We start from the raw sequence: 22,201 nt of genomic DNA on the forward strand, positions 1-22,201 counted from the left end.
TCTTAATAACTTAGAGAACTGCGGGTTTCCGAGTTGTGTTAAATAATTATTAAGAATTTCATTTTGAGTTTTTATAATTATAAAATATTAAATTTGTTATCCGCATTTATAGCATGCACATTAATTAACTTATATTATAAACAAAAACTAAAACTAAAATTAAAAAGTAATGGCAAACGCACCAAAACCAACTACACCGGTTAAAAAGGAAAGCTCAGGTACTTCAGCATACTTTGCTACGCTGGTTATTCCTATCGCTTTCGTTGTGGCAATTCTAATTTTTATGTTCATTTTGGGCGATGCTAGTCACTACAAAGGTGGTGATGTAGAGCACGGCGAACCTGATATGTTTGGTACAGTACACAGAGGTGGTTTAATTGTACCTATCCTGATCACTTACCTGCTATTAGTGTTCATTTTCTCAATCGAAAGATTTATCGTAATTGGTAAAGCATCTGGAACAAGCAGCGTTGACGCTTTTGTTAAAAGAATCCAAGGTTTCCTTAACACAGGTAACATTGATGCTGCAGTTGCAGAGTGTGATAAACAAAAAGGTTCTGTTGCAAACGTTATCAAAGCCGGTTTGAAAAAATACCGCGAAATGGAAACTGACGCAACAATGGATGTTGACCAAAAATCTTTGGCAATCCAAAAAGACATTGAAGAAGCAACTGCTTTAGAAATGCCAATGTTAGAGCAAAACTTAACCATCATCGCTACTTTAGTATCAATCGGTACATTAACTGGTCTGCTAGGTACTGTACGTGGTATGATCGTGGCGTTCGCGGCTTTGGCAACTTCTGGTGCAGCCAGTTCAACTCAGCTTGCAAATGGTATCTCTGAAGCACTAATCAATACCGCTATCGGTATCTTAACATCATGTTTGTCAATTATCATGTACAACGTATTTACATCGAAAATTGATGGCCTTACTTATGCTATTGACGAAACTGGTTTCAGCATTGTGCAAACATTTGCTGCATCTCACAAACGTTAAAATATTTAGTGTATAGTTTTAGTCCTGCCTTATATAGATAAGGCAGGATGTTTATAACCGACACTTATATTTTTAATCAAAAGACAATATGCCCAGAGTAAAAATTAAAAGAAAAAGTACAACAACCGACATGACCGCGATGTGCGATGTTGCGTTCCTGTTGCTTACGTTTTTCATATTAACAGCAAAACCAAAAACACCGGACCCGGTTCCGGTTGACGTACCAGGTTCAACAGTTACTGTGAAGTTACCTGAAGAAAATGTTGCTACGGTTATTGTTGGTTCAGGTAAAGTATTCTTTGACATTACCGGTGCCAATGTACGTAAGCAAACGCTTGAGCAAATGGGCCAGAAATACAGCACTACGTTTAGCGATGAGGAAAAAACCAAATATGCTAACATGCAGGGTGTAGGTGTACCAATGAACCAAATGAAGCAGTATCTTGATCTGGAATCAGATAAAAGAGAATCGTTTAAACAGCCAGGTATCCCTACCGACTCGGTAAGTAATGAATTGTTTAACTGGATACGTGAAGCCCGTATTGCTACAAAAGCACTAAATGGCGCTGAGCTTAGGCTTTCTATCAAGGGTAACAGCAAAGAAGAATATCCTACCATTAAAAAGGTGATTGATATCCTTCAGAAGCAAAAAGTAAACAAGTTCAGTTTAATTACGAGTTTAAGAAAATAATTAAAACATGGCAGAATTAGACACCTCCTCCAAGGACGGCAAAGGCGGGAAAGTAAGAAGTAAGAAAGCCTCAACTCGTGTGGATCTAACCGCAATGGTGGATTTAGCGTTTTTGTTGATCACCTTCTTCATGCTTACCACAACCTTAAATAAGCCGCAAGCGATGGACCTTGCCATGCCGGACAAGGATGAAAAAAACAAGGATGACCAATTGGCTGTAGCGGCTTCAAGAACGATGACTATTTTACTTGGTAGCGATAACAAGTTAGAGTGGTACATTGGCGAACCTGGTAAGTCTGCTCCAACTGTTGAGGGCTATGGTAAAAACGATATCCGTAAAACACTGATTGAGAACAGCCAGAAAATTAAACAATCTTTCGGCAAAGATATGTTTGTGATCATTAAACCAAGTGACAAGTCTGTTTACAAAAACATGGTTGACATATTGGACGAAATGCACATCACAAACATTCAAAGCTATGGTATTGTTGACATATCACAGCCAGAAGTAGATGAGCTTAAAAAGCAACAGATCTATCAATAATATTAGTTAATAAAATTAAAACCTAAAACATGTTAGGATCAAAATTAGACATACTGAAGCCCGAATGGCTTGATGTGGTTTTTGCCGGTCGTAACAAAGCTTATGGTGCATACGAGCTAAGGAAAGAAAACCCAAAGAATACTAATAAGTCTTTGGTAATAGCTGTAGTATTATTTGTGTTTGTTATATCTGTACCAACCATCATCAACTGGGTTTCTGGCTTCATCCCTAAAGCTGACGAGAAAGTCAAAGTTACGGATGTGGTATTACAACCACCACCCCCAGTAGATCAAACTAAAAAACCACCTCCGCCGCCTCCGGAACCACCTAAACCAAAGGTAGACCAGGTGCGTTTCCCGCCTCCGGTAGTAAAACCGGATAACGAGGTGCGTGAAAAAGATCCACCTACAATCCAGGAATTAAAAACTGCCGATCCAGGTCAGCAGGATGTTAAGGGCGACCCTAATGCAGAAATCCGTATTGATGAGCCGGTTGGTAAATCAGACGTTAAGCAAGTAGTAGAGGAAGACCCTAACCAGATTTTTACATCTGTTGAGCAATCTGCAGAGTTTCCTGGTGGTTTAGATAAATTTGGTAAATACCTAGGTAACAACATCCGTTACCCGGCTGTTGCCCGCGAGAATAATGTACAAGGTCGTGTAATTGTACAGTTTGTTGTTGAAAGAGACGGCTCACTTACAGATTTACACGTGGTACGTAGTTTAGGTAGCGGTTGCGATGAAGAAGCAATCCGTGTACTTAAAAATTCACCAAAGTGGAAACCAGGTATCCAAAACGGCAGGCCTGTTAGGCAACAATATACCGTGCCGATCAGCTTTACCCTGCAAGATCAATAATACTTCATGTCATTGCAAAATAATGGTAAGCAAAAATCGCTCAAAAGGCGGTTTTTGCTTATTTTAGGAGCTACTACATTTGTTTTCATACTGGCGTTGGGGCTCATGATTATGTTCTGGTCGCAAATGCCTTTGCAACTCACCAAATGGCAGCGTATCGCTTTTGGATCATTAGTGATCATTTACGCTGTACTGCGCTTTTCGCGCTTGTTCAAAAAAGACCCGGATGAAGAATAGCATTAAACTTATACAATTAAGTTTCCTCTTACCATTAGTTTTTATAAGCTGTAAACCAAAGGTGACGCAATATAACGGAGACGATACGGTGAAAAGCGGGCATGTAGTTATTACTGCCGACGAATCTTTTAAACCAATAATAGAGGAGGAAGCATTTGTATTTAAAGGTATATATACAGATGCCCATCCCGAAATTAAATACCGCACAGAAAACCAGGTATTGCGTAGTTTTTTAAACGATAGTGTACGGGTTGCTATCCTGTCGCGCGAGTTGGATACTACCGAAGCTAACGTAATTAAAAGGCGCAATTTATCGGTAGAAACTGTACCGGTTGCCTATGATGCAGTGGTGTTAATTGTAAATAAAGTGTCAAATGATACTACAATTACGGTAAATGATATAAAAAACATGCTTGCCGGAAAGACTAAAACGGATAAGAATATCGTTTTTGATAATCCGAACTCAAGTTTGGTAAGGTATTTGAAAGGGTTTACAGGAAGTAAAGAGCTAACGCAAAAAAACATTTACGCGCTGAAATCGAACAAGGAAGTGCTTAACTATGTAAGTAAGCATGAAAATGCCATAGGCATCATTGGTTTCAGTTGGTTAAATGACCCGGACCCCGATTATGCCGACGCTGTTAACAATGTGAAGATTGTAAGCGTACGCGACGAAAGCAGCAAATCATTTGCAAAAGAGTACTTCAAGCCATCACAAACAACACTTGCTTTAAAGCAATACCCATTAAGCCGCAGGCTATATGTTATAAATAGCACTGGCCGGATTGGGCTTGGACGGGGGTTCCAGGATTTTATGGCGAGTGAGCGAGGACAGAGGATTATATTGAAATCGGGATTATTGCCAGATTCTTTACCTCAGAGGTTAATAAACATTAAAGAGTAATAGAATAACTAAAATTATAAATTAAGCCCATGAAACTAATAAGTAAAGTAGCGTATGCCGCAGCAGGCTTGGTATTTATAGGTTCATCAGTTTTTGCGCAGAGTCTAGCCGACGCCAAAAAAGCTATTGACGCCGAACAATATCAAAAAGCCAAATCGATTCTAAAGAATCTTACTACTACACAACCTACAAAAGATGAGAACTTCTTTTATTTAGGTTGGGTATATACCATACAAGATTACGCCGATTCGGCAAAAGCTGTTTTTAATCAAGGTATTGCCGCTAACCCAAAATCAGCATTAAACTTTGCAGGTTTAGGCGTTGTAGCCCATGTGGATAAAGACAATGCGGGTACTGCATCAAATTTCGACAAAGCAATTTCATTTGCCGCTAAAGACAGCAAACCATATTTATATATGGGTAAAGGTTACCTGCTTTTATCAGGCGGTAAAACTACTGTAGCAGCTGCCGATGCTAATGCAGCTATAGCGATATTAAACAAAGGTTTGGTTGTTAACCCTAAAGATGCTGATATCAACATCGCATTGGGTGATGCTTACCGCTCGCAGCTAAAAAGCTCTGATGCTTATAAGTATTATTCAGATGCAACAAACCTTAACCCGCAATCTGCCGTGGCTAACGTAGCTATTGGTGTGTTGTGGAAATATGCCAACAACTTTGAAGATGCTGAAAAGCAATTTCAAAAAGCATTAAGCATCGATCCTAATTTTGGCCCTGCTTATCGCGAATGGGCTGAAACAGATTTACGCTGGGCTTTAACTGATCCTAAAATGGCATCAGAAAAAGTAAAGCAAGCTGCCGATCAATATCGTAAGTATTTAAGCTTAACAGATATGTCTATCGAGTCGCGCATGCGTTACGCCGACTTCCTGATCCAGGCTGGCGATTACAAAACATTGCAAACAGAAGCCGCTGCATTATCTGCATCTGCTAACTCAAACCTGCGTGTTTATCGCTACTTAGGTTACTCTGCTTACGAAAACGGCGATTACCCTGCTGGTTTAACTGCCATGAACAAATGGATTAGCCAGGCTGGAGAAAAACGGATCATCCCACGCGATTACCTATACTTAGGCCGTTTACAAATGAAATCTGGTCAAGATTCATTGGGTATCCAGTCATTGCAAAAAGCTTATCAGTTAGATACAACTCAGGCTGATGTATTTAATGAGATTGCTAAAAGCTACTATGCTAAAAAGAAATATCTGGAAGCAGGTGATGCTTACAGAAGATATATTTCTAAAACACGCCAGGCTAAATTGCAGGATTACCTGAACGAAGGTATCAGCTACTATTATGCTTATGATGAAAAAAACCCTAAAGCAGATACTACCTTGTTAACCAAGTCTGATTCTGCTTTTGCACACATTGAGCAAACAGCTACTACGCCAATTGCAGCAGTAGCACTGTACCGTGCTTATGTTAATGATACTAAAGACCGCGACCGCCAAAACATTAAAGGTTATGCAAAACCTTTTTATGAAAAATACATCCAGATTGTAACTACCAAAGGCCCTACAGACAGTGATAAGAAAAGCCTTGCTTCTGCTTATGCATACTTAGGTACTTACTACCAGTTTAAAGAAAAGGATGATGCGAAAGCGACAGAGAACTTTACAAAGGCCAGGGAGTTCGATCCTGCTAATAAACAAGCAGTAGCCTTCTTCGCTAAAAAAGGGAAATAACTAAATACATCAGCTTTAAAAGCTGAATAAAAAAAGGCCTCTGAAAAAGAGGTCTTTTTTTATTTTATCTCATTGCTATATTTGCACTATGGAAGTACAAAGTTTACCGGTTAATTATCTGCCGATTATATTTCAAATGCTGGTGGCTATCGGCTTTGTGGTAACTACAATGGTTGCTACACACAAACTGGGCCCGCAGCGTAAAACAAAAGATAAGCTTACCCCGTTCGAGTCGGGTATCGAGGTTATTGGTAACGCACGTACACCCATCTCTATTAAATACTTCCTGGTAGCCATACTGTTTGTGTTGTTTGATGTGGAGGTTATCTTCATGTATCCATGGGCGGTAAACTTCCGCGATTTGGGTAAAGACGGTATGATAGAGATGTTTATTTTTATGGGTACGCTGTTATTGGGCTTTTTCTATATTCTTAAAAAGGGAGCCCTGGATTGGGAATAAGTTTAGATTGGTTCTAAATACGCGCTACAAAAGCGCAGTGTGGCATTTTCAACGTATTTTATTGTAAATTTGTGCTTATCTTTTATATGGATAAGCATATCTTTTGAGGTAAATTCAATGAGTGACATTCAAATAGTTGACGCGCCCCCAGGCGTAGAAGGATCAGGATTTTTTGCAACATCGCTTGATAAAGCTGTTGGCCTTGCACGTTCGTATTCATTATGGCCTTTGCCTTTTGCTACATCGTGCTGTGGTATCGAGTTTATGGCTACTATGGCTTCACATTATGATTTGTCGAGATTTGGCGCAGAGCGGTTAAGCTTTTCGCCCCGCCAGGCAGATTTATTGATGGTAATGGGTACCATATCTAAAAAAATGGCACCTGTGCTTCGCCAGGTATACCTGCAAATGGCCGAGCCCCGTTGGGTGATGGCAGTTGGTGCCTGTGCATCAAGCGGTGGTATATTTGATACTTATTCTGTTTTGCAGGGTATTGATGAGGTGATCCCGGTTGACGTTTACGTACCCGGCTGCCCGCCACGCCCCGAAGCTATTATAGATGGCTTTATAAATATTCAGAAACTGGTTCAAACAGAATCATTACGCAGAAGAGAATCGCCTGAATACCAGGCTTTATTATCACAATACGGAATTCTATAATAATGGGTAAGATAACCAACGAAGAACTGCTTCAGAAAGTAACTGCACAATTTGGTGGAAATGTTACCAATGTTTCAGAACCTTACGGTTTGCTTACTGTTGAAACCAGCCGCGAACAAATTATTGATGTATTGAGCTGGTTAAAGGCAGATGAGCAATTGCAGTTTATCTATTTAACAGATATTACCGCAATACATTACCCCGAAGAGCAGGGAAGAGAGATCGGCGTAATTTACCATGTACACAGTTTGGTAAATAATATCCGCATCCGTATTAAAGTTTTCCTGGCAGAAGGCGACGTAAATATCCCTACAGCAAGTGCTGTTTGGAATGGCGCTAACTGGATGGAACGCGAAACCTACGACTTTTTTGGTGTAAACTTTACCGGCCACCCGGATTTACGCCGGATACTTAATGTGGATGACATGACCGTATACCCGATGCGTAAAGAGTTTCCGCTCGAAGACCCGAACAGGGTAGATAAGAAAGATTATTTTTTTGGAAGATAGAACATGCAGAATTTTCCGGCATATACCGACACTGATCTACAAAGCGAGTTATCAACCCTTAACTTAGGGCCAACTCACCCGGCTACACACGGCGTTTTCCAAAACGTTTTGCAGTTGGATGGCGAGCGCATTGTAAGCGGTGTTTCGACCATTGGTTATATACACCGCGCTTTTGAAAAAATAGCAGAACACAGGCCGTTTTATCAGATCACGCCGCTTACAGATCGTTTAAACTATTGTTCGGCCCCTATCAACAATATGGGCTGGCACATGACGGTTGAAAAGTTATTGGGTATCCAAACCCCAAAACGTGTTGATTACATGCGTATCATCATTATGGAACTTTCCCGTATTGCCGATCATATCGTTTGTAACGGTGTATTGGGCGTAGATACCGGGGCGTTTACAGGTTTCCTTTACATGATGGAGCATCGCGAGGCTATTTATGAGATCTACGAAGAAGTTTGCGGTTCGCGCCTGACTACCAACGTTGGCCGTATTGGCGGGTTTGAGCGTAATTTCAATGATATTGCCTTCGCTAAAACACGCAAGTTTTTAGAAACCTTCCCTAAAGCGTTAACAGAGTTTCAAAACCTGTTTAACCGTAACCGCATATTTGTTGACCGTACCAAAGGCGTTGCTGCGGTTACAGCCGAAGATGCTTTAAGCTACAGCTGGAGTGGCCCGATATTGCGCGCTACCGGTGTTGATTACGATGTAAGGGCGATGAACCCTTATTGCTCTTACGAAGATTTTGATTTTGAAGTACCCGTTGGTACTACCGGCGATGTTTACGATCGCTTTTTGGTACGTAACGAAGAAATGTGGCAGAGCTTGCGCATAATTGAGCAGGCTTTGACTAAAATAGATAAAGAAGATAAAAATATTTTCCATGCTGATGTGCCTGAGTATTATCTGCCTCCAAAAGAGGAAGTGTATAACAATATGGAAGCATTGATCTATCACTTTAAAATTGTGATGGGTGAGGTTAAAACTCCTGTTGGCGAAGTTTACCACAGTGTAGAAGGCGCAAACGGCGAGCTTGGATTTTATCTGGTTAATGATGGTGGCCGCTCGCCTTACCGCTTGCATTTCCGCAGGCCAAGCTTCATTAATTACCAGATGTATGCACCAATGAGCAGAGGCATGCTGCTATCGGACGCGATTATTAACATGAGTAGTTTAAATGTAATTGCCGGAGAATTAGATGCTTAAAGTAGAACATACACACGAGCCTGTTGAGTTTTCGGAGGCATTGGTTGGCCTGATTGCTGATAAGATAATCCGGTATCCGGAAGGAAAGCAAAAATCGGCCTTGTTACCTGTAATGCACGATGTACAGGCCGAATTTGGCTGGTTAAGTGTACCTGCGATGGATAAAGTTGCAGAATACCTTAAGATAGAACCGATAGAGGTTTACGAAGTAGCCAGCTTTTATACCATGTACTTTTTACGCCCGCAGGGTAAGTTTGTGCTGGAAGTGTGCCGTACAAGCCCTTGCTGCTTAGTGGGGGCCGAAAAAATAATGGACCACCTGGAGCAAAAACTGGGTGTAAAAGAAGGTGAGGTTACTGCCGATGGCTTATTTAGCTGGAGAGGCGTAGAGTGCCTTGCAGCCTGTGGCTTTGGCCCGGTGTTGCAAATTGGCCCCGAATATACTTTCTACGAAAACCTGACTAATGAGTCGGTTGATCAATTAATTAGTGATTTAACTGCAAAAGCTAATAACTAATGGGACGCAAATTATTACTTGAACATATAAACGTACCAGGCATCAATACGTATGATGTTTACCGCTCTAAGGGTGGTTATACTGCTGTAGAAAAAGCCATGAAAACGTTAACACCCGAAGAAATTGTTGAAGAGGTAAAGAAATCTGGTTTACGCGGCCGTGGCGGCGCAGGTTTCCCTACCGGGATGAAGTGGAGCTTTTTGGCCAAGCCAGAAGGTGTTGCACGTTACCTGGTTTGTAACGCCGATGAGTCTGAACCCGGTACTTTTAAAGACCGTTACCTGATGACTTATATCCCTCACTTATTAATTGAGGGGATGATTGTAGCTAGCTTTGCGCTGGGTGCCAACACATCGTACATATACGTGCGTGGCGAAATGATGCCGCAGATCCGTATACTGGAGCGCGCTATTGCTGAAGCAAAAAATGCCGGCTTTTTAGGCAAAAACATATTAGGCACAGGTTACGACCTGGAACTATATGTACAGCCTGGAGGTGGCGCTTATATTTGTGGTGAAGAAACTGCATTGTTAGAATCATTAGAAGGAAAACGTGGTAACCCGCGTATTAAGCCACCATTCCCGGCTATTGCGGGCTTGTATGGCTGCCCGACTGTGGTAAACAATGTGGAGTCAATTGCCGCTGTTGTACCTATCATTAATGATGGCGGCGACGAGTACGCTAAATTAGGTATCGGTCGCAGTACTGGTACAAAGCTGATCTCGGCTGGTGGTAACTTAAAGAAACCGGGTGTTTATGAGATTGATTTAGGTTTACCGGTTGAAGAGTTTTTATACTCCGACGAATATTGCGGTGGTATTGCTAATGGCAAACGCTTAAAAGCGGTTGTTGCAGGTGGTTCATCGGTGCCAATTTTACCTGCTAACCTGTTCATGAAAACGATTAACAACGAGCCGCGCCTAATGAGCTATGAATCATTGGCTGATGGTGGCTTTGTGAGCGGTACCATGATGGGTTCAGGTGGTTTTATCGCTTATGATGAGGATCAGTGTATCGTTCGTAATACCTGGAATTTCGCCCGTTTCTACAGTCACGAAAGCTGCGGACAATGTTCGCCTTGCCGTGAAGGAACCGGATGGATGGAAAAAGTATTGCACCGTTTAGAGAATGGCCATGGTAAAATGAGCGACATGGACCTGTTGGTTGATGTATCTAAGAAAATCGAAGGAAATACCATTTGTCCGCTTGGTGACGCAGCAGCATGGCCGGTGGCCAGTGCTATCCGCCACTTCAGAGACGAATTTGAATGGCACGTTACCAATGCCGCCACAGCAGTAAGACGTAATTATGGAATTGCACATTATGCAGATCCGTTAATTATTGCTGAGAAAGCAGGATAAGAAAAGAATAAAATAATTTGTCATTGCGAGGTACAAAGCAATCTCGTAGCTGTACATATCGTAGAGGATACGATGAGATTGCCACGCTATCGCTCGCAATGACAAAACGGATTAAAGTTGAATAATGGAATATCTGTTTGTATACGGAACCTTACTGAAACACTTTAATCATAAAGCAAGGCAGCCTGTAGAAGAGCACCTGCAATTTATAAGCAATGCAACTGTAAAAGGCGCATTATATGATTTAGGAAACTATCCCGGTTATGTGGAAAAAGAACCAGGAGAAGTGAAAGGCGAAATATACCTAATAAGTGAAATTGATAAGGTATTTGAGGTGCTTGATGTTTACGAAGGTTTGTTTAACGACGATCCCGAATACATTAGAAATAAAATAGCAGTGCAACTGCCGGGTGGTGAAGAAATTGAAAGCTGGATCTATACCTTCCGGCAGCAGCTTCGCCCCGAACATAAAAGAATAATAGACGGCGATTACATCGCTTATGTTAATAAAGGTTGATAATGTTTAAAGTAACAATAGACGGAATACCTGTTGAAGTAGAGCCGGGAACATCGATACTGAATGCCGCAAGGCAGATAGGTGGCGATATCGTTCCGCCGGCAATGTGCTACTATTCGAAACTGGAAGGCAGTGGCGGTAAATGCCGTACCTGTTTGGTGCAAGTAAGCAAAGGTTCAGAAAAAGACCCGCGCCCTATGCCCAAGTTGGTAGCATCTTGCCGTACTACGGTAATGGATGGTATGGAAGTAAAGAATATTACTTCGCCGGAGGTTATTGAAGCGCGTAAAGGTGTGGTGGAGATGTTGTTGATCAACCATCCGCTGGATTGCCCGGTATGCGACCAGGCTGGTGAGTGCCACCTGCAAGATCTGGGTTTTGAGCACGGTAGCGCTAAAACCCGTTACGAGTTTGACCGCCGTAAATTTGAGCGCATTGATATAGGCGACAAGATCCAGTTACATATGACGCGTTGCATCCTTTGCTACCGTTGTGTTTTCACTGCCGATCAGATCACCGATCGTCGTGTGCATGGTATCTTAAACCGTGGCGATCACTCAGAGATTTCGACCTATATCCAACAAGCGGTTGATAATGATTTCTCTGGTAACGTTATTGACGTTTGCCCGGTAGGTGCATTAACCGATAAAACTTTCCGTTTTAAAAACCGGGTATGGTTTACCAAACCTGTTGAAGCACACCGCGATTGCGACCACGAAAAATGTAATGGTAAGGTTACTTTATGGTATAAAGGCGAAGATGTTATCCGCGTAACTGCCCGTAAAGATGTATATGGTGAGGTAGAAGAATTTATTTGCAACACCTGCCGTTTTGATAAAAAGAAAACCGCTGATTGGGTTATTGAAGGCCCGCGCAAGGTATCTAACCAATCGGTTATCAGCTCAAACCATTACGATACATTAAAACCGTTGCCTGTTGTAAAAACTAACCCGTTATTGCAGGAAGCGAATAAAGATCAATTTGAAAGGGAGACAAGACTATAATGGAACTTTTAGATATTGGTATTAAGTTTATACTTATTGTAGTGATCTTTTTGATCAGCCTGGTAGTGGCCATGTACTCTACCTATGCTGAGCGTAAGCTTGCTGCCTTTTTTCAGGACAGGGTAGGCCCAAACAGGGCTGGTCCGTTTGGTATGCTGCAGCCACTTGCTGATGGTGCCAAAATGTTTATGAAAGAGGAAATTATCCCAACCCGTGCAAGCGGCTTGCTGTTTATCGTTGGCCCATCACTGGCTATCATGACGGCCTGTATCGGTTCGGCAGTTATACCATGGGGGCAGCCTATTCAAATCGGCTCGCGCATTATCGATCTGCAGGTAACAGATATTAACGTTGGTATCCTGTACATTTTTGGTGTGGTATCATTAGGTGTTTACGGCGTTATGATTGGCGGCTGGGCATCTAATAATAAATACTCGCTGTTAGGCGCTATCCGTGCGGCATCGCAAAACATTAGCTACGAGGTTTCAATGGGTTTATCTATTATAGCCCTGTTGATGATTACCGGTACTTTAAGCTTAAAAGAAATTACAGAGCAGCAGCACGGCTGGCACTGGAATATTTTGAAACAGCCGCTTGGTTTCATCATCTTTATGGTATGCTCGTTTGCAGAAACCAACCGCAGCCCGTTTGATTTGCCTGAGTGCGAAACCGAACTGGTGGGTGGCTATCATACAGAATATTCATCAATGAAACTGGGTTTTTACCTGTTTGCCGAGTATATCAATATGTTTATTTCATCGGCAGTAATGGCTACCTTGTATTGGGGTGGTTATAACTACCCGGGTATGGATTGGGTTGCTGCGCACGTTGGGCCAACCATCGCTCCGCTTATTGGTGTTGCGGTTATGTTTGCCAAGGTGTTTAGCTTCATCTTCTTCTTTATGTGGGTTCGCTGGACTATCCCGCGTTTTCGTTACGATCAGCTGATGGACCTGGGCTGGCGCACATTGATACCTTTGGCTATTGCCAATATTGTGTTAACAGGTATTGTTATGACCTTTTTTAAATAGAACGGAATTAGGATAATGGAACCATTAAGTAATAAGCGAAAAGTAATAGCATTTAAACCACTCAATTTGCTGGAGAGGACCTACCTGCCAGAAATTGCGAAGGGTATGGCTATTACGATGAAGCACTTTTTCAAGAAGGATGTAACCATCCGCTATCCTGAGCAAAAACGTGAGTTTTCTGAAAACTTCCGTGGCCAGCACTCGCTTAAACGCGATGAGGATGGCAAGGAGCGTTGCACCGCCTGCGGCCTTTGTGCTTTATCATGCCCGGCAGAAGCTATAACCATGACGGCTGCCGAACGCCAGCCAGGTGAAGAGAACCTGTATCGCGAAGAAAAATACGCGGCAGTTTACGAGATCAATATGCTGCGTTGCATTTTCTGCGGATTATGCGAAGAGGCTTGCCCTAAAGAGGCGATATATCTGGATGGTGATATTGTACCTACAGATTTTTTAAGGAAAGACTTTATATATGGCAAAGACAAATTAGTTGAGCCACCGTTAAATCAATAAAGAAGTTTTATACCTTTGCCCATCCTTAAAAAAGTGAGCAAAGGTATTTTGTAATATATCATGAGTACATTTTACTTCATCGCGTTTTTATCTATTTTCTTTTCACTGCTGGTAATTTTTGCAAAAAATCCGGTGCATAGTGTGCTGTATCTAATACTCACATTTTTCACCTTTACCATCCATTACATTTTGTTGAACGCACAGTTTTTGGCCGTGGTAAACTTTATTGTTTACATGGGGGCAATTATGGTGCTCTTCTTATTTGTAATGATGCTGCTTAACCTTAATAAGGAAACAGAGCCCGGCAAACATTACTTAGCCAAACTTGCTGGTGTAATTGCCGGTGGTTGTTTGCTGGTTACGCTGGTAGGTTCATTAAAGGCCTACAAGTTATCGGCGCCGGTTATCCTGCACGATCCAAATCTTGGCCTGGTGAAAAATTTAGGTAAAGTATTATTCAGCGAATTTTTACTGCCCTTCGAAATCTCATCTGTATTGCTGTTATCGGCAATGGTAGGTGCGGTATTACTGGCCAAAAAAGAACCAAGAGCAACTGCATAATGGGAAACAACATAACACAAACCATACAAACGGTACCGCTTAATCATTACATATTGTTAAGCGCAATCATTTTTTCTATTGGTGTAGTCGGCGTATTAATCCGTCGTAATGCCATCGTAGTTTTTATGTCGGTTGAACTGATGCTGAATGCTGTTAACCTACTGCTTACTGCTTTCTCTGTTTATAAGGGAGATGCTTCGGGCCAGGTTTTCGTATTTTTTGTTATGGCGCTTGCTGCAGCAGAGGTTGCTGTAGGGTTGGCCATCATCGTCATGATCTATCGTAATACCCACTCAACAGATATTAATGTGTTGAGCAGGCTGAAATGGTAGATTGATTTCGGAGGTCGGATTTTCGATTTCGGATTTCATTAGATATATACAATAAGAATTAGGTTAAAATAGAAAAAACGTTAAACGTACCACGTCAAACGTAATACGCAAAAAACGTCCAACGTAACAAAATGAATAATTATCTCTGGCTTATTCCTTTACTACCTCTCGCAGGATTTATTATTAACGGACTTGGCCGAAATGCTTTACCTAAAAATGTAATCGGTGCTTTAGGTAGCCTGGTTATCCTCGTTGCTTTCGGTTTAAGTGTCAGCGCCTTTTTACAGGTGCAGGCAAGCGGCCCTATCAACGTAAAATTATTTAACTGGATCACTGTTGGTACTTTCAATATACCATTTGCTTTCCTGATAGATCAGCTGAGCGCTATTATGCTGCTCATCATCACCGGCGTAGGCTTCCTGATCCATTTATACTCTATCGGTTATATGCATGATGATGCCGGTTTCGGTAAGTTTTTCGCTTATTTAAACCTGTTCGTATTTTTTATGCTGTTGCTGGTATTAGGATCTAACTATGTGGTAATGTTTATCGGTTGGGAAGGCGTGGGCTTATGCTCGTACCTGTTAATCGGTTTCTGGTTTACCAATGGCGATTATGCCGATGCTGCTAAAAAAGCATTTGTAATGAACCGTATTGGTGATTTAGGTTTCCTTATCGCTATATTCCTGATGGTACACTACTTTAATAGTGTAAACTACGCAGATATATTCCCTAAAGTGCCCGGCCTGCATGGTGCTAAAGTATCGCACTTGCTAACGATGATTACCATGCTGCTATTTGTAGGGGCTACGGGTAAATCGGCACAAATACCATTGTTTACCTGGTTGCCCGATGCAATGGCCGGCCCAACTCCGGTTTCGGCGTTAATCCACGCTGCAACCATGGTTACTGCAGGTATTTACATGATTGCCCGCTCGCATGTAATGTTTGATCTGGCGCCATTCACTACCAACATTATTGCCATTATAGGTTTAGCAACTGCAGTTTTCGCTGCGCTGATTGCTTTAACACAAACAGATATTAAAAAGGTACTGGCTTATTCAACCGTATCTCAATTGGGTTATATGTTTTTGGGTTTAGGCGTTGGCGCTTATACTGGCTCATTCTTCCATGTTATTACACACGCATTCTTCAAGGCCCTATTATTCCTGGGTGCGGGTTCCGTTATCCACGCGGTAAGCGGCGAGCAGGATATGCGTAAAATGGGTGGCCTTTACAAGAAATTGCCAATCACTTTTTGGACGATGCTGTTGGGTACTATTGCTATCTCTGGTATCCCACCGTTCTCGGGTTTCTTCTCTAAAGATGAGATTCTGGCCCACACTTACCAATACAGCCCGATCATGTATTTTATCGGTGTTATTACGGCAATGTTTACATCGTTTTATATGTTCAGGATGTTGTTCCTTACTTTCTTCGGTAAGTTTAGAGGTACGCACGAGCAGGAGCATCATTTACACGAATCACCGGCCAGTATGACTATTCCTTTGATCGTGTTAGCTATCCTTTCGGTGGTAGGTGGTTTACTTAACGTGCCAGCAATATTAGGCGGCCATGAGTGGTTAGCACATTGGCTGGCCCCATTGTTCGGTGCAGTTAAAGAAGCACATGAAACAACAGGCGGCATCAGCGAAATGGGCTTAATGGGTATCTCCGTAGGCGCTGCTGTTTTAGCCTTGATATACGCTTACTCCAAATACATCAAAAAAGCACACGTTCCGGTTGCTGATACAGAGGAACGCCCTTTACTGGCAGCATTATCATATCACAAGTTTTATATCGACGAATTATATGATTTCATTATCCGCAAGCCGCTCGATGCACTTTCGGTATTCTTCTATAAAGTAGTTGATAAAATGGGTATCGATGGATTAGTGAATGGCTTAGGAAGCGGTACGGTAGAAACGAGCAAAGGCTTACGCTTATTGCAAACCGGTAATGTTGGTTTTTACATATTTATGATGGTGATTGGTATTATCGCCGTATTGTTTTACAGTTTAAAATTTTAGCCACAAGCTTTACGTATTAGAAAATGACGGTTTCTATATTACTTTTTCTACCACTTATAGCAGCACTTGCTGTGTTACTGTTCAAAAATGAAACAGCAAAACACGCAGCGCTATTCTTTTCTGTTGTTGAGCTTGCGGTTGCTGTGGTTTTCTTAACCAAGTTTGTGCCCAACGCTACCACACAATTTGCGGTCGACTATCCGTGGATGCCTAAACTGGGTATTTACTTTAGCGCCGGTATTGATGGTATCAGCATGATTATGGTTTTGCTTAATGTATTGTTGGTGCCCATCATCATTTTAGCATCGTATAACCACAACTACAAAAACGCTAATACGTTTTACGCACTCATTTTGTTTATGCAAAGTGCCATGCTGGTTGTGTTTACAGCTATCGATGGTTTCCTATTCTATGTAAGCTGGGAAGCTGCACTGATCCCGATTTATTTTATCTGCGCCATCTGGGGCGGAGAGAATAGAGTTAAGGTTACCATCAAGTTCTTTATTTATACGTTTGCGGGTTCGTTGTTTATGTTGCTGGCCATTATTTACCTGCACATCCAAACACCGGCACGTACTTATGATATTCACGATTTTTATAACCTTTCGCTTTCTGTAAAACAGCAGAGCTGGGTTTTCTGGGCTTTCTTCTTAGCATTTGCTATCAAAATGCCGGTGTTTCCTTTACATACCTGGCAGCCGGATACTTATACCGAGTCGCCTACAGCAGGTACCATGCTGCTATCTGGTATTATGTTGAAGATGGGTGTATACGGTGCTATCCGCTGGATGATCCCTATAGCGCCGCTTGGGTTCGACCATTGGCAATACATTGTAATTGCACTGGCAGCTGTTGGTATTGTATATGCCTCGTTAATTGCCTTTAACCAAAAAGATGGCAAACGCTTAATCGCTTACTCTTCTATTGCCCACGTTGGTTTAATTGCTGCAGGTGTTTTTGCCTGGTCAATCACTGGTGTGCAAGGTGCTTTATACCAAAGTTTAAACCACGGTATTAACGTGGTAGGTATGTTTTTTGTAATGGACATCATTAGCCGCAGGTTAAAAACCCGCGAATTAAATGAAATGGGTGGCATAGCCAAAGTTGCGCCTCACTTTGCTATCGCATTTTTAATTATCGTTTTAGGTACAGTAGCATTGCCTTTAACCAATGGTTTTATCGGCGAGTTTTTACTGCTCAACAGTATGTATGAGTACAATATTTGGCTATGTGCATTTACCGGCTTAACCATCATTTTTGGTGCGGTATACATGTTGCGGATGTACAAAAAGGTAATGCAAGGCGAAACCAATGCACTTACCATCCTATTTACAGACATAACCGGTACCGAGAAATTGGTGTTAGGCATTATATGTGTTTTAATTTTGGTACTGGGTATTTATCCAAACTCGGTAATGCATTTATCTGATGCTGCTGTGCAAAACCTGGTACAATCTATTAATCAGAAAATTTTCCAGGCGGGGAGCCCAAGTAATATTAAATTTTAACTGGTAACCGTACGGACTTAATAATTTAGCGAAGACTTTAAAAAATGAATACCTTAATACTGATATCTGTTCTACCTATAGTACTGTTGTATTTAGGCTTGTACAAAGCTAAAAATGCTTTACTACCGGTTACTGTTATTGGTTTGTTAGTAGCTGCCGGCTTAGCTGTTGCAGAATGGAACAGCAATGCACAGCCTATTTATCATGACATGATGCTATTTGATCGTTTTGCGATCGCGTTTTCGGTAATCACTATCGTATCAACCATCCTGATCGTGTTGTTATCTAAAGGCTTCTTCGAGAAGATTAGCGAGCATGTGGCCGAGTATTACGCCATTATGTTATTCTCGCTGGCTGGTATCATAGTCATGGTTTCCTACTATAACTTAACGATGTTGTTTATCGGTATCGAAATTATGTCGGTAAGCTTATACATATTGGCAGGTATCAGAAAGCGCGATGTGGCATCTAACGAAGCTGCATTAAAATACTTTCTGATGGGGGCTTTCTCAACAGGTTTCCTGTTATTTGGTATAGCATTGCTTTACGGTGCTTCGGGTTCATTTAACCTTGCTGCCATCCGCGATTATACATTGAGCCACCCGCGTAACATCGACCCGATGTTTTATACCGGTGTATTGATGATTATTGTTGGCCTTTGTTTTAAATTAGGTGCAGCACCTTTCCACTTCTGGACTCCTGATGTGTACGAAGGTTCGCCATCAATTATTACGGCATTCATGTCTACTGTTGTTAAAACAGCTGGTATTGCAGCTTTCCTACGTTTATTCTCTGCCTGCTTTGCAAGCATTGCAGATTTCTGGATGCCGGTATTATTGGTAATTACTGTAGTTACTCTATTTATCGGTAACATCACTGCATTATATCAGCACAGCTTTAAGCGTATGCTGGCTTACTCAAGTATTTCGCATGCGGGTTACCTCCTATTCGCTATCGTGGCTTTGGGTTCAGGTTCTGCCAATTCGGTATTTATGTATGCTACAGCATACTCTATTGCCTCAATTATCGCCTTTGGTGTATTGATATTGATCCAGCAGCAAACTGGCAGCGATGACTTTGAAAGCTTTAACGGCCTGGGTAAAAGCAATCCGTTTCTGGCTGTGGTATTAACCATTGCCATGCTATCGTTAGCGGGTATCCCTTTAACGGCTGGTTTTATAGGTAAGTTCTTCATGTTCTCCGGCGCGGTATCGCGTTACCATATAGGTTTGGTTGTTGTGGCTGTAATTAATGCGATTATCAGCATCTACTATTACTTTAAAGTTATCATTGCCATGTATTTCCGTAATACTGCAGATCGCGTTGCGCTTGCTGTACCAGGCTATTTTGGCTTTGTACTGGGTCTGTCTGCTTTGGCAACTATTTTAATCGGTATTTTCCCCGGTATAATTTCAGACCTCATTTAATTAGCTATACTTCAATTGATATAATATTTGTAGTTTTACGAATATTGTGAATGGAAAGCTTTTGGGATCACCTGCATAATATTACCGATGCTAAATCTATTATAAGCCAGGGAGGCTTTTACCTTCTGCTTATTGTTGTTTTCGCTGAAACTGGTTTATTTTTCGGTTTTTTTTTACCGGGCGACTACCTGCTGTTTATGGCTGGGCTGTTGTGCGCAACCGGAGCTTTTGACGTATCCATTTACACGCTGGTATCATCGCTTATAGCAGCGGGCATTTTAGGCAACTATATGGGATACTGGTTTGGTTACAGAACCGGCTCTTTACTTTTTAATAAAGATGATTCGATCTTTTTTAAAAAGCAGTATATTGTGTTGGCCGAAAAATTTTACGATAAATACGGAGGAATGGCACTAATATTGGGGAGGTTCTTCCCGATAATCAGAACTTTTGCTCCTATCTTTGCAGGTGTTGTTAAAGTGAAGTTTAAAAAATTTACTTTGTACAACATAATTGGCAGTATAGCCTGGGTGGTAACCCTTACACTTACCGGATATTTTTTAGGAAAAAAATATCCGCAATTAAAAGATTATCTTCAGTATATTATACTGGGCTTAATTGTAGTTACATCTATCCCGCTGGTTATTGCTTTTTTCAGAAAAACATTATCTAAAAACGAAAAATAAATATAAAAATCACTTTACATTAATAATGAGTACACAACATCCCTGGCACCAGGTTTCAACAGGCGACAACGTTCCTGAGGTAGTTAACGCAATTATTGAGATCCCTAAAGGGTCAAAAGCAAAATATGAAATAGATAAAGAATCTGGTTTATTGAAACTGGATCGCGTATTGTTTTCTTCTGTAATGTATCCGGCTAACTATGGCTTTATCCCGCAAACTTATTGCGATGATAAAGATCCGTTGGATATTTTGGTTCTATGCTCTGTAGACGTATTCCCAATGTCAATCATCGAAGCTAAGGTTATCGGTGTAATGCACATGGTTGATAACGGCGAGCAGGACGATAAGATCATTGCAGTTGCTAAAAACGATATGTCTGTTAATTATATTAACGATTTAAACGAGTTGCCGCCACACGCAATGAAAGAGATTGTACGTTTTTTCCAGGATTATAAAAAGCTGGAGGGTAAAAACGTTACCATTGAGCATCTGCTAGGCCGACGTTACGCTCATAAAGTAATTGCTGAAAGTCTGGAATTATATACTTCGACTTTCCCCGAGTACCAACAATAATATTGAATGGACCCTGCGAATTTAGACATAAACGGTTTTTATATATTTCTTACCATATTTCTGGTGCTCCTGAACGGCTTTTTTGTAGCCGCAGAATTCGCGATAGTGCGCGTTAGGGGCTCACAGATAGAGATACAAGCCAAGGCTGGTAGCCAAATGGCTAAAGTAGCACGGGGCATAATGCACAACCTGGATGGATACCTGGCTGCCACACAGCTGGGTATCACCATTGCATCACTTGGCTTAGGCTGGGCGGGCGAATCTGTGGTTACCAATATTATGCTCAACCTGTTTAAGCTGTGCGGCTTAACAATTACTTCTTCATTTATAATCAGCACAAGCCATGTGGTTGCCTTTATTGCCATCACATTTTTGCACATTGTATTTGGCGAGCTTGCACCCAAAACACTGGCCATTCAGCGTTCGGTACGTACGGCAATGGCTGTATCGCTACCACTTCGCTTTTTCTATGTGGTATTTAGGCCGGCTATATGGTTGTTAAATACATTTGCCAATTTTATACTTAGCATTTTTGGTGTAAAAACCATACATGGCGAAGAAGCGCACCATAGCTCTGAAGAACTGCAATATATTTTAGAGCAGGGTAAGGAAAGCGGCGCCATTGATTCCTCGGAGCATGAACTGATTAAGAACGTGTTTGATTTTAACGAACGTGTTGTTAAAAATATCATGGTGCCACGAACCAAAATCTCGGGTATTGATATAGATGCTACACCGGCAGAACTGCTGGACTGCATTATAACTGAGGGCTACTCACGCATGCCAGTTTATGATGATGTTATTGACAAAATTATAGGTATTGTACACGCCAAAGATATTTTGCCATTGCTGGCCCGTAATGAGGAAATTATCTTAAAGAATATTATCCGTAAACCTTACTTTATCCCCGAAACCAAAAAGATCAGCGATTTGATGGCCGAGCTGCAACAGAAGCGAATTCAGATAGCCATTGTACTTGATGAATTTGGCGGTACTGCGGGTATGGTTACCCTGGAAGATATTGTTGAAGAACTGGTAGGCGAAATTCAGGATGAATATGACGAAGAGAAGCCTATTGTTGAAAAGGTGAACGACCGTGAGTTTATTGTAAATGCTTTAGCGCCTATTTATGACGTTAACGAGCAGCTACCTCATGATTTACCGGAGGATGGCGACTTTGACACCGTATCGGGCTGGTTAGGTCACATCTTTGGGAAAATTCCTGATGTTGGTGAGCAAAAAGAAGCCAATGGTTATAATATTACCGTGCTTCGGAAATCAGATCAAAATATTGAATCGGTTAAACTGGAGCTTTTGCTGAATGAGGAAGATACGGTAGACATACACTAATCTGATGCCT

Annotated in this window: 25 protein-coding genes; all 25 read left to right on the forward strand. The window is 41.5% G+C overall.

Features of this window, described 5'->3' with window-relative positions:
• The first annotated feature begins 169 nt into the window (after positions 1-169).
• The 25 genes from RG47T_RS23835 to RG47T_RS23955 all read left to right on the forward strand — a co-directional run bounded on the left by RG47T_RS23835 (position 170) and on the right by RG47T_RS23955 (position 22,191).
• A complete protein-coding gene (locus RG47T_RS23835; protein WP_074492475.1) occupies positions 170-997 on the forward strand; it encodes a MotA/TolQ/ExbB proton channel family protein in 828 nt (275 codons plus the stop codon).
• An 88-nt stretch (positions 998-1,085) separates the two neighbouring features.
• Positions 1,086-1,688 carry a biopolymer transporter ExbD gene (locus RG47T_RS23840; RefSeq protein WP_074492477.1) on the forward strand — a complete coding sequence of 201 codons (603 nt, stop codon included), beginning with the start codon at positions 1,086-1,088 and terminating at the stop codon, positions 1,686-1,688.
• Between the two features lie 7 nt (positions 1,689-1,695).
• Entirely contained in the window at positions 1,696-2,232 is a 537-nt protein-coding gene (locus tag RG47T_RS23845) for an ExbD/TolR family protein (protein WP_074492479.1), read from the forward strand.
• A 29-nt stretch (positions 2,233-2,261) separates the two neighbouring features.
• Positions 2,262-3,089 (forward strand): energy transducer TonB, encoded by an 828-nt coding sequence (locus tag RG47T_RS23850; protein WP_074492482.1) that lies wholly within the window; start codon positions 2,262-2,264, stop codon positions 3,087-3,089.
• A gap of 6 nt (positions 3,090-3,095) precedes the next feature.
• Positions 3,096-3,326, forward strand: coding sequence for a hypothetical protein (locus RG47T_RS23855; RefSeq protein ID WP_074492484.1), 231 nt, complete (start codon positions 3,096-3,098; stop codon positions 3,324-3,326).
• Between the two features lie 61 nt (positions 3,327-3,387).
• On the forward strand, positions 3,388-4,230 hold the full coding sequence (locus tag RG47T_RS23860) for a PstS family phosphate ABC transporter substrate-binding protein (RefSeq protein ID WP_171972594.1): 843 nt from the start codon (positions 3,388-3,390) through the stop codon (positions 4,228-4,230).
• 29 nt (positions 4,231-4,259) lie between these two features.
• Entirely contained in the window at positions 4,260-5,936 is a 1,677-nt protein-coding gene (locus RG47T_RS23865; protein WP_074492488.1) for a tetratricopeptide repeat protein, read from the forward strand.
• An 88-nt stretch (positions 5,937-6,024) separates the two neighbouring features.
• The gene (locus RG47T_RS23870; protein WP_074492490.1) at positions 6,025-6,396 is read left to right on the forward strand and encodes an NADH-quinone oxidoreductase subunit A; all 372 of its coding nucleotides are present in this window, start codon (positions 6,025-6,027) and stop codon (positions 6,394-6,396) included.
• 117 nt (positions 6,397-6,513) lie between these two features.
• A complete protein-coding gene (locus RG47T_RS23875; RefSeq protein WP_074492492.1) occupies positions 6,514-7,056 on the forward strand; it encodes an NADH-quinone oxidoreductase subunit B in 543 nt (180 codons plus the stop codon).
• 2 nt (positions 7,057-7,058) lie between these two features.
• Entirely contained in the window at positions 7,059-7,565 is a 507-nt protein-coding gene (locus RG47T_RS23880; protein WP_074492494.1) for an NADH-quinone oxidoreductase subunit C, read from the forward strand.
• Between the two features lie 3 nt (positions 7,566-7,568).
• Complete coding sequence (locus RG47T_RS23885; protein WP_074492495.1) at positions 7,569-8,780, forward strand: NADH-quinone oxidoreductase subunit D; 1,212 nt, start codon at positions 7,569-7,571, stop codon at positions 8,778-8,780.
• Positions 8,773-9,297, forward strand: coding sequence for an NADH-quinone oxidoreductase subunit NuoE family protein (locus RG47T_RS23890; RefSeq protein ID WP_074492497.1), 525 nt, complete (start codon positions 8,773-8,775; stop codon positions 9,295-9,297). Before RG47T_RS23885 ends, RG47T_RS23890 begins: the two co-directional genes overlap by 8 nt.
• The gene (gene nuoF, locus RG47T_RS23895) at positions 9,297-10,658 is read left to right on the forward strand and encodes an NADH-quinone oxidoreductase subunit NuoF (protein WP_074492499.1); all 1,362 of its coding nucleotides are present in this window, start codon (positions 9,297-9,299) and stop codon (positions 10,656-10,658) included. The genes RG47T_RS23890 and nuoF overlap by 1 nt, the downstream gene beginning before the upstream one ends.
• A 124-nt stretch (positions 10,659-10,782) precedes the next feature.
• Positions 10,783-11,175 carry a gamma-glutamylcyclotransferase family protein gene (locus RG47T_RS23900; protein ID WP_074492501.1) on the forward strand — a complete coding sequence of 131 codons (393 nt, stop codon included), beginning with the start codon at positions 10,783-10,785 and terminating at the stop codon, positions 11,173-11,175.
• Positions 11,176-11,177: 2 nt separating this feature from the next.
• Positions 11,178-12,179 carry an NADH-quinone oxidoreductase subunit G gene (locus tag RG47T_RS23905; protein ID WP_074492503.1) on the forward strand — a complete coding sequence of 334 codons (1,002 nt, stop codon included), beginning with the start codon at positions 11,178-11,180 and terminating at the stop codon, positions 12,177-12,179.
• Positions 12,179-13,210 (forward strand): NADH-quinone oxidoreductase subunit NuoH, encoded by a 1,032-nt coding sequence (gene nuoH / locus RG47T_RS23910; RefSeq protein ID WP_074492505.1) that lies wholly within the window; start codon positions 12,179-12,181, stop codon positions 13,208-13,210. Before RG47T_RS23905 ends, nuoH begins: the two co-directional genes overlap by 1 nt.
• Positions 13,211-13,225: 15 nt before the next feature.
• Positions 13,226-13,723, forward strand: a complete 498-nt coding sequence (locus tag RG47T_RS23915; protein WP_074492508.1) for a NuoI/complex I 23 kDa subunit family protein — start codon at positions 13,226-13,228, stop codon at positions 13,721-13,723.
• A 60-nt stretch (positions 13,724-13,783) separates the two neighbouring features.
• Entirely contained in the window at positions 13,784-14,284 is a 501-nt protein-coding gene (locus tag RG47T_RS23920; RefSeq protein WP_074492509.1) for an NADH-quinone oxidoreductase subunit J family protein, read from the forward strand.
• On the forward strand, positions 14,284-14,616 hold the full coding sequence (gene nuoK, locus RG47T_RS23925; protein WP_074492512.1) for an NADH-quinone oxidoreductase subunit NuoK: 333 nt from the start codon (positions 14,284-14,286) through the stop codon (positions 14,614-14,616). Before RG47T_RS23920 ends, nuoK begins: the two co-directional genes overlap by 1 nt.
• Before the next feature lie 131 nt (positions 14,617-14,747).
• The gene (nuoL, locus tag RG47T_RS23930) at positions 14,748-16,646 is read left to right on the forward strand and encodes an NADH-quinone oxidoreductase subunit L (RefSeq protein WP_074492514.1); all 1,899 of its coding nucleotides are present in this window, start codon (positions 14,748-14,750) and stop codon (positions 16,644-16,646) included.
• 23 nt (positions 16,647-16,669) lie between these two features.
• On the forward strand, positions 16,670-18,154 hold the full coding sequence (locus RG47T_RS23935; RefSeq protein ID WP_074492516.1) for a complex I subunit 4 family protein: 1,485 nt from the start codon (positions 16,670-16,672) through the stop codon (positions 18,152-18,154).
• A gap of 44 nt (positions 18,155-18,198) precedes the next feature.
• A complete protein-coding gene (locus RG47T_RS23940; RefSeq protein ID WP_074492518.1) occupies positions 18,199-19,581 on the forward strand; it encodes an NADH-quinone oxidoreductase subunit N in 1,383 nt (460 codons plus the stop codon).
• A gap of 50 nt (positions 19,582-19,631) precedes the next feature.
• Positions 19,632-20,267 (forward strand): DedA family protein, encoded by a 636-nt coding sequence (locus RG47T_RS23945; RefSeq protein ID WP_074492520.1) that lies wholly within the window; start codon positions 19,632-19,634, stop codon positions 20,265-20,267.
• A 25-nt stretch (positions 20,268-20,292) separates the two neighbouring features.
• Positions 20,293-20,841 carry an inorganic diphosphatase gene (locus RG47T_RS23950; RefSeq protein WP_074492522.1) on the forward strand — a complete coding sequence of 183 codons (549 nt, stop codon included), beginning with the start codon at positions 20,293-20,295 and terminating at the stop codon, positions 20,839-20,841.
• A 6-nt stretch (positions 20,842-20,847) separates the two neighbouring features.
• A complete protein-coding gene (locus tag RG47T_RS23955) occupies positions 20,848-22,191 on the forward strand; it encodes a hemolysin family protein (RefSeq protein ID WP_074492524.1) in 1,344 nt (447 codons plus the stop codon).
• Positions 22,192-22,201 lie beyond the last annotated feature (10 nt).

It is taken from the genome of Mucilaginibacter polytrichastri, from assembly GCF_001911425.1.
GTDB lineage: Bacteria > Bacteroidota > Bacteroidia > Sphingobacteriales > Sphingobacteriaceae > Mucilaginibacter > Mucilaginibacter polytrichastri.

Coding starts and splice junctions, on each gene's coding strand:
- RG47T_RS23905 (WP_074492503.1), top strand. CDS start 11,178: ATGTTTAAAGTAACAATAGACGGAATACCTGTTGAAGTAGAGCCGGGA.
- RG47T_RS23915 (WP_074492508.1), top strand. CDS start 13,226: ATGGAACCATTAAGTAATAAGCGAAAAGTAATAGCATTTAAACCACTC.
- RG47T_RS23840 (WP_074492477.1), top strand. CDS start 1,086: ATGCCCAGAGTAAAAATTAAAAGAAAAAGTACAACAACCGACATGACC.
- RG47T_RS23940 (WP_074492518.1), top strand. CDS start 18,199: ATGAATACCTTAATACTGATATCTGTTCTACCTATAGTACTGTTGTAT.
- RG47T_RS23955 (WP_074492524.1), top strand. CDS start 20,848: ATGGACCCTGCGAATTTAGACATAAACGGTTTTTATATATTTCTTACC.
- RG47T_RS23935 (WP_074492516.1), top strand. CDS start 16,670: ATGACGGTTTCTATATTACTTTTTCTACCACTTATAGCAGCACTTGCT.
- RG47T_RS23845 (WP_074492479.1), top strand. CDS start 1,696: ATGGCAGAATTAGACACCTCCTCCAAGGACGGCAAAGGCGGGAAAGTA.
- RG47T_RS23890 (WP_074492497.1), top strand. CDS start 8,773: ATGCTTAAAGTAGAACATACACACGAGCCTGTTGAGTTTTCGGAGGCA.
- RG47T_RS23870 (WP_074492490.1), top strand. CDS start 6,025: ATGGAAGTACAAAGTTTACCGGTTAATTATCTGCCGATTATATTTCAA.
- RG47T_RS23865 (WP_074492488.1), top strand. CDS start 4,260: ATGAAACTAATAAGTAAAGTAGCGTATGCCGCAGCAGGCTTGGTATTT.
- RG47T_RS23850 (WP_074492482.1), top strand. CDS start 2,262: ATGTTAGGATCAAAATTAGACATACTGAAGCCCGAATGGCTTGATGTG.
- nuoL (WP_074492514.1), top strand. CDS start 14,748: ATGAATAATTATCTCTGGCTTATTCCTTTACTACCTCTCGCAGGATTT.
- RG47T_RS23920 (WP_074492509.1), top strand. CDS start 13,784: ATGAGTACATTTTACTTCATCGCGTTTTTATCTATTTTCTTTTCACTG.
- nuoK (WP_074492512.1), top strand. CDS start 14,284: ATGGGAAACAACATAACACAAACCATACAAACGGTACCGCTTAATCAT.
- RG47T_RS23900 (WP_074492501.1), top strand. CDS start 10,783: ATGGAATATCTGTTTGTATACGGAACCTTACTGAAACACTTTAATCAT.
- RG47T_RS23945 (WP_074492520.1), top strand. CDS start 19,632: ATGGAAAGCTTTTGGGATCACCTGCATAATATTACCGATGCTAAATCT.
- RG47T_RS23835 (WP_074492475.1), top strand. CDS start 170: ATGGCAAACGCACCAAAACCAACTACACCGGTTAAAAAGGAAAGCTCA.
- nuoF (WP_074492499.1), top strand. CDS start 9,297: ATGGGACGCAAATTATTACTTGAACATATAAACGTACCAGGCATCAAT.
- RG47T_RS23875 (WP_074492492.1), top strand. CDS start 6,514: ATGAGTGACATTCAAATAGTTGACGCGCCCCCAGGCGTAGAAGGATCA.
- RG47T_RS23855 (WP_074492484.1), top strand. CDS start 3,096: ATGTCATTGCAAAATAATGGTAAGCAAAAATCGCTCAAAAGGCGGTTT.
- RG47T_RS23885 (WP_074492495.1), top strand. CDS start 7,569: ATGCAGAATTTTCCGGCATATACCGACACTGATCTACAAAGCGAGTTA.
- RG47T_RS23880 (WP_074492494.1), top strand. CDS start 7,059: ATGGGTAAGATAACCAACGAAGAACTGCTTCAGAAAGTAACTGCACAA.
- RG47T_RS23950 (WP_074492522.1), top strand. CDS start 20,293: ATGAGTACACAACATCCCTGGCACCAGGTTTCAACAGGCGACAACGTT.
- nuoH (WP_074492505.1), top strand. CDS start 12,179: ATGGAACTTTTAGATATTGGTATTAAGTTTATACTTATTGTAGTGATC.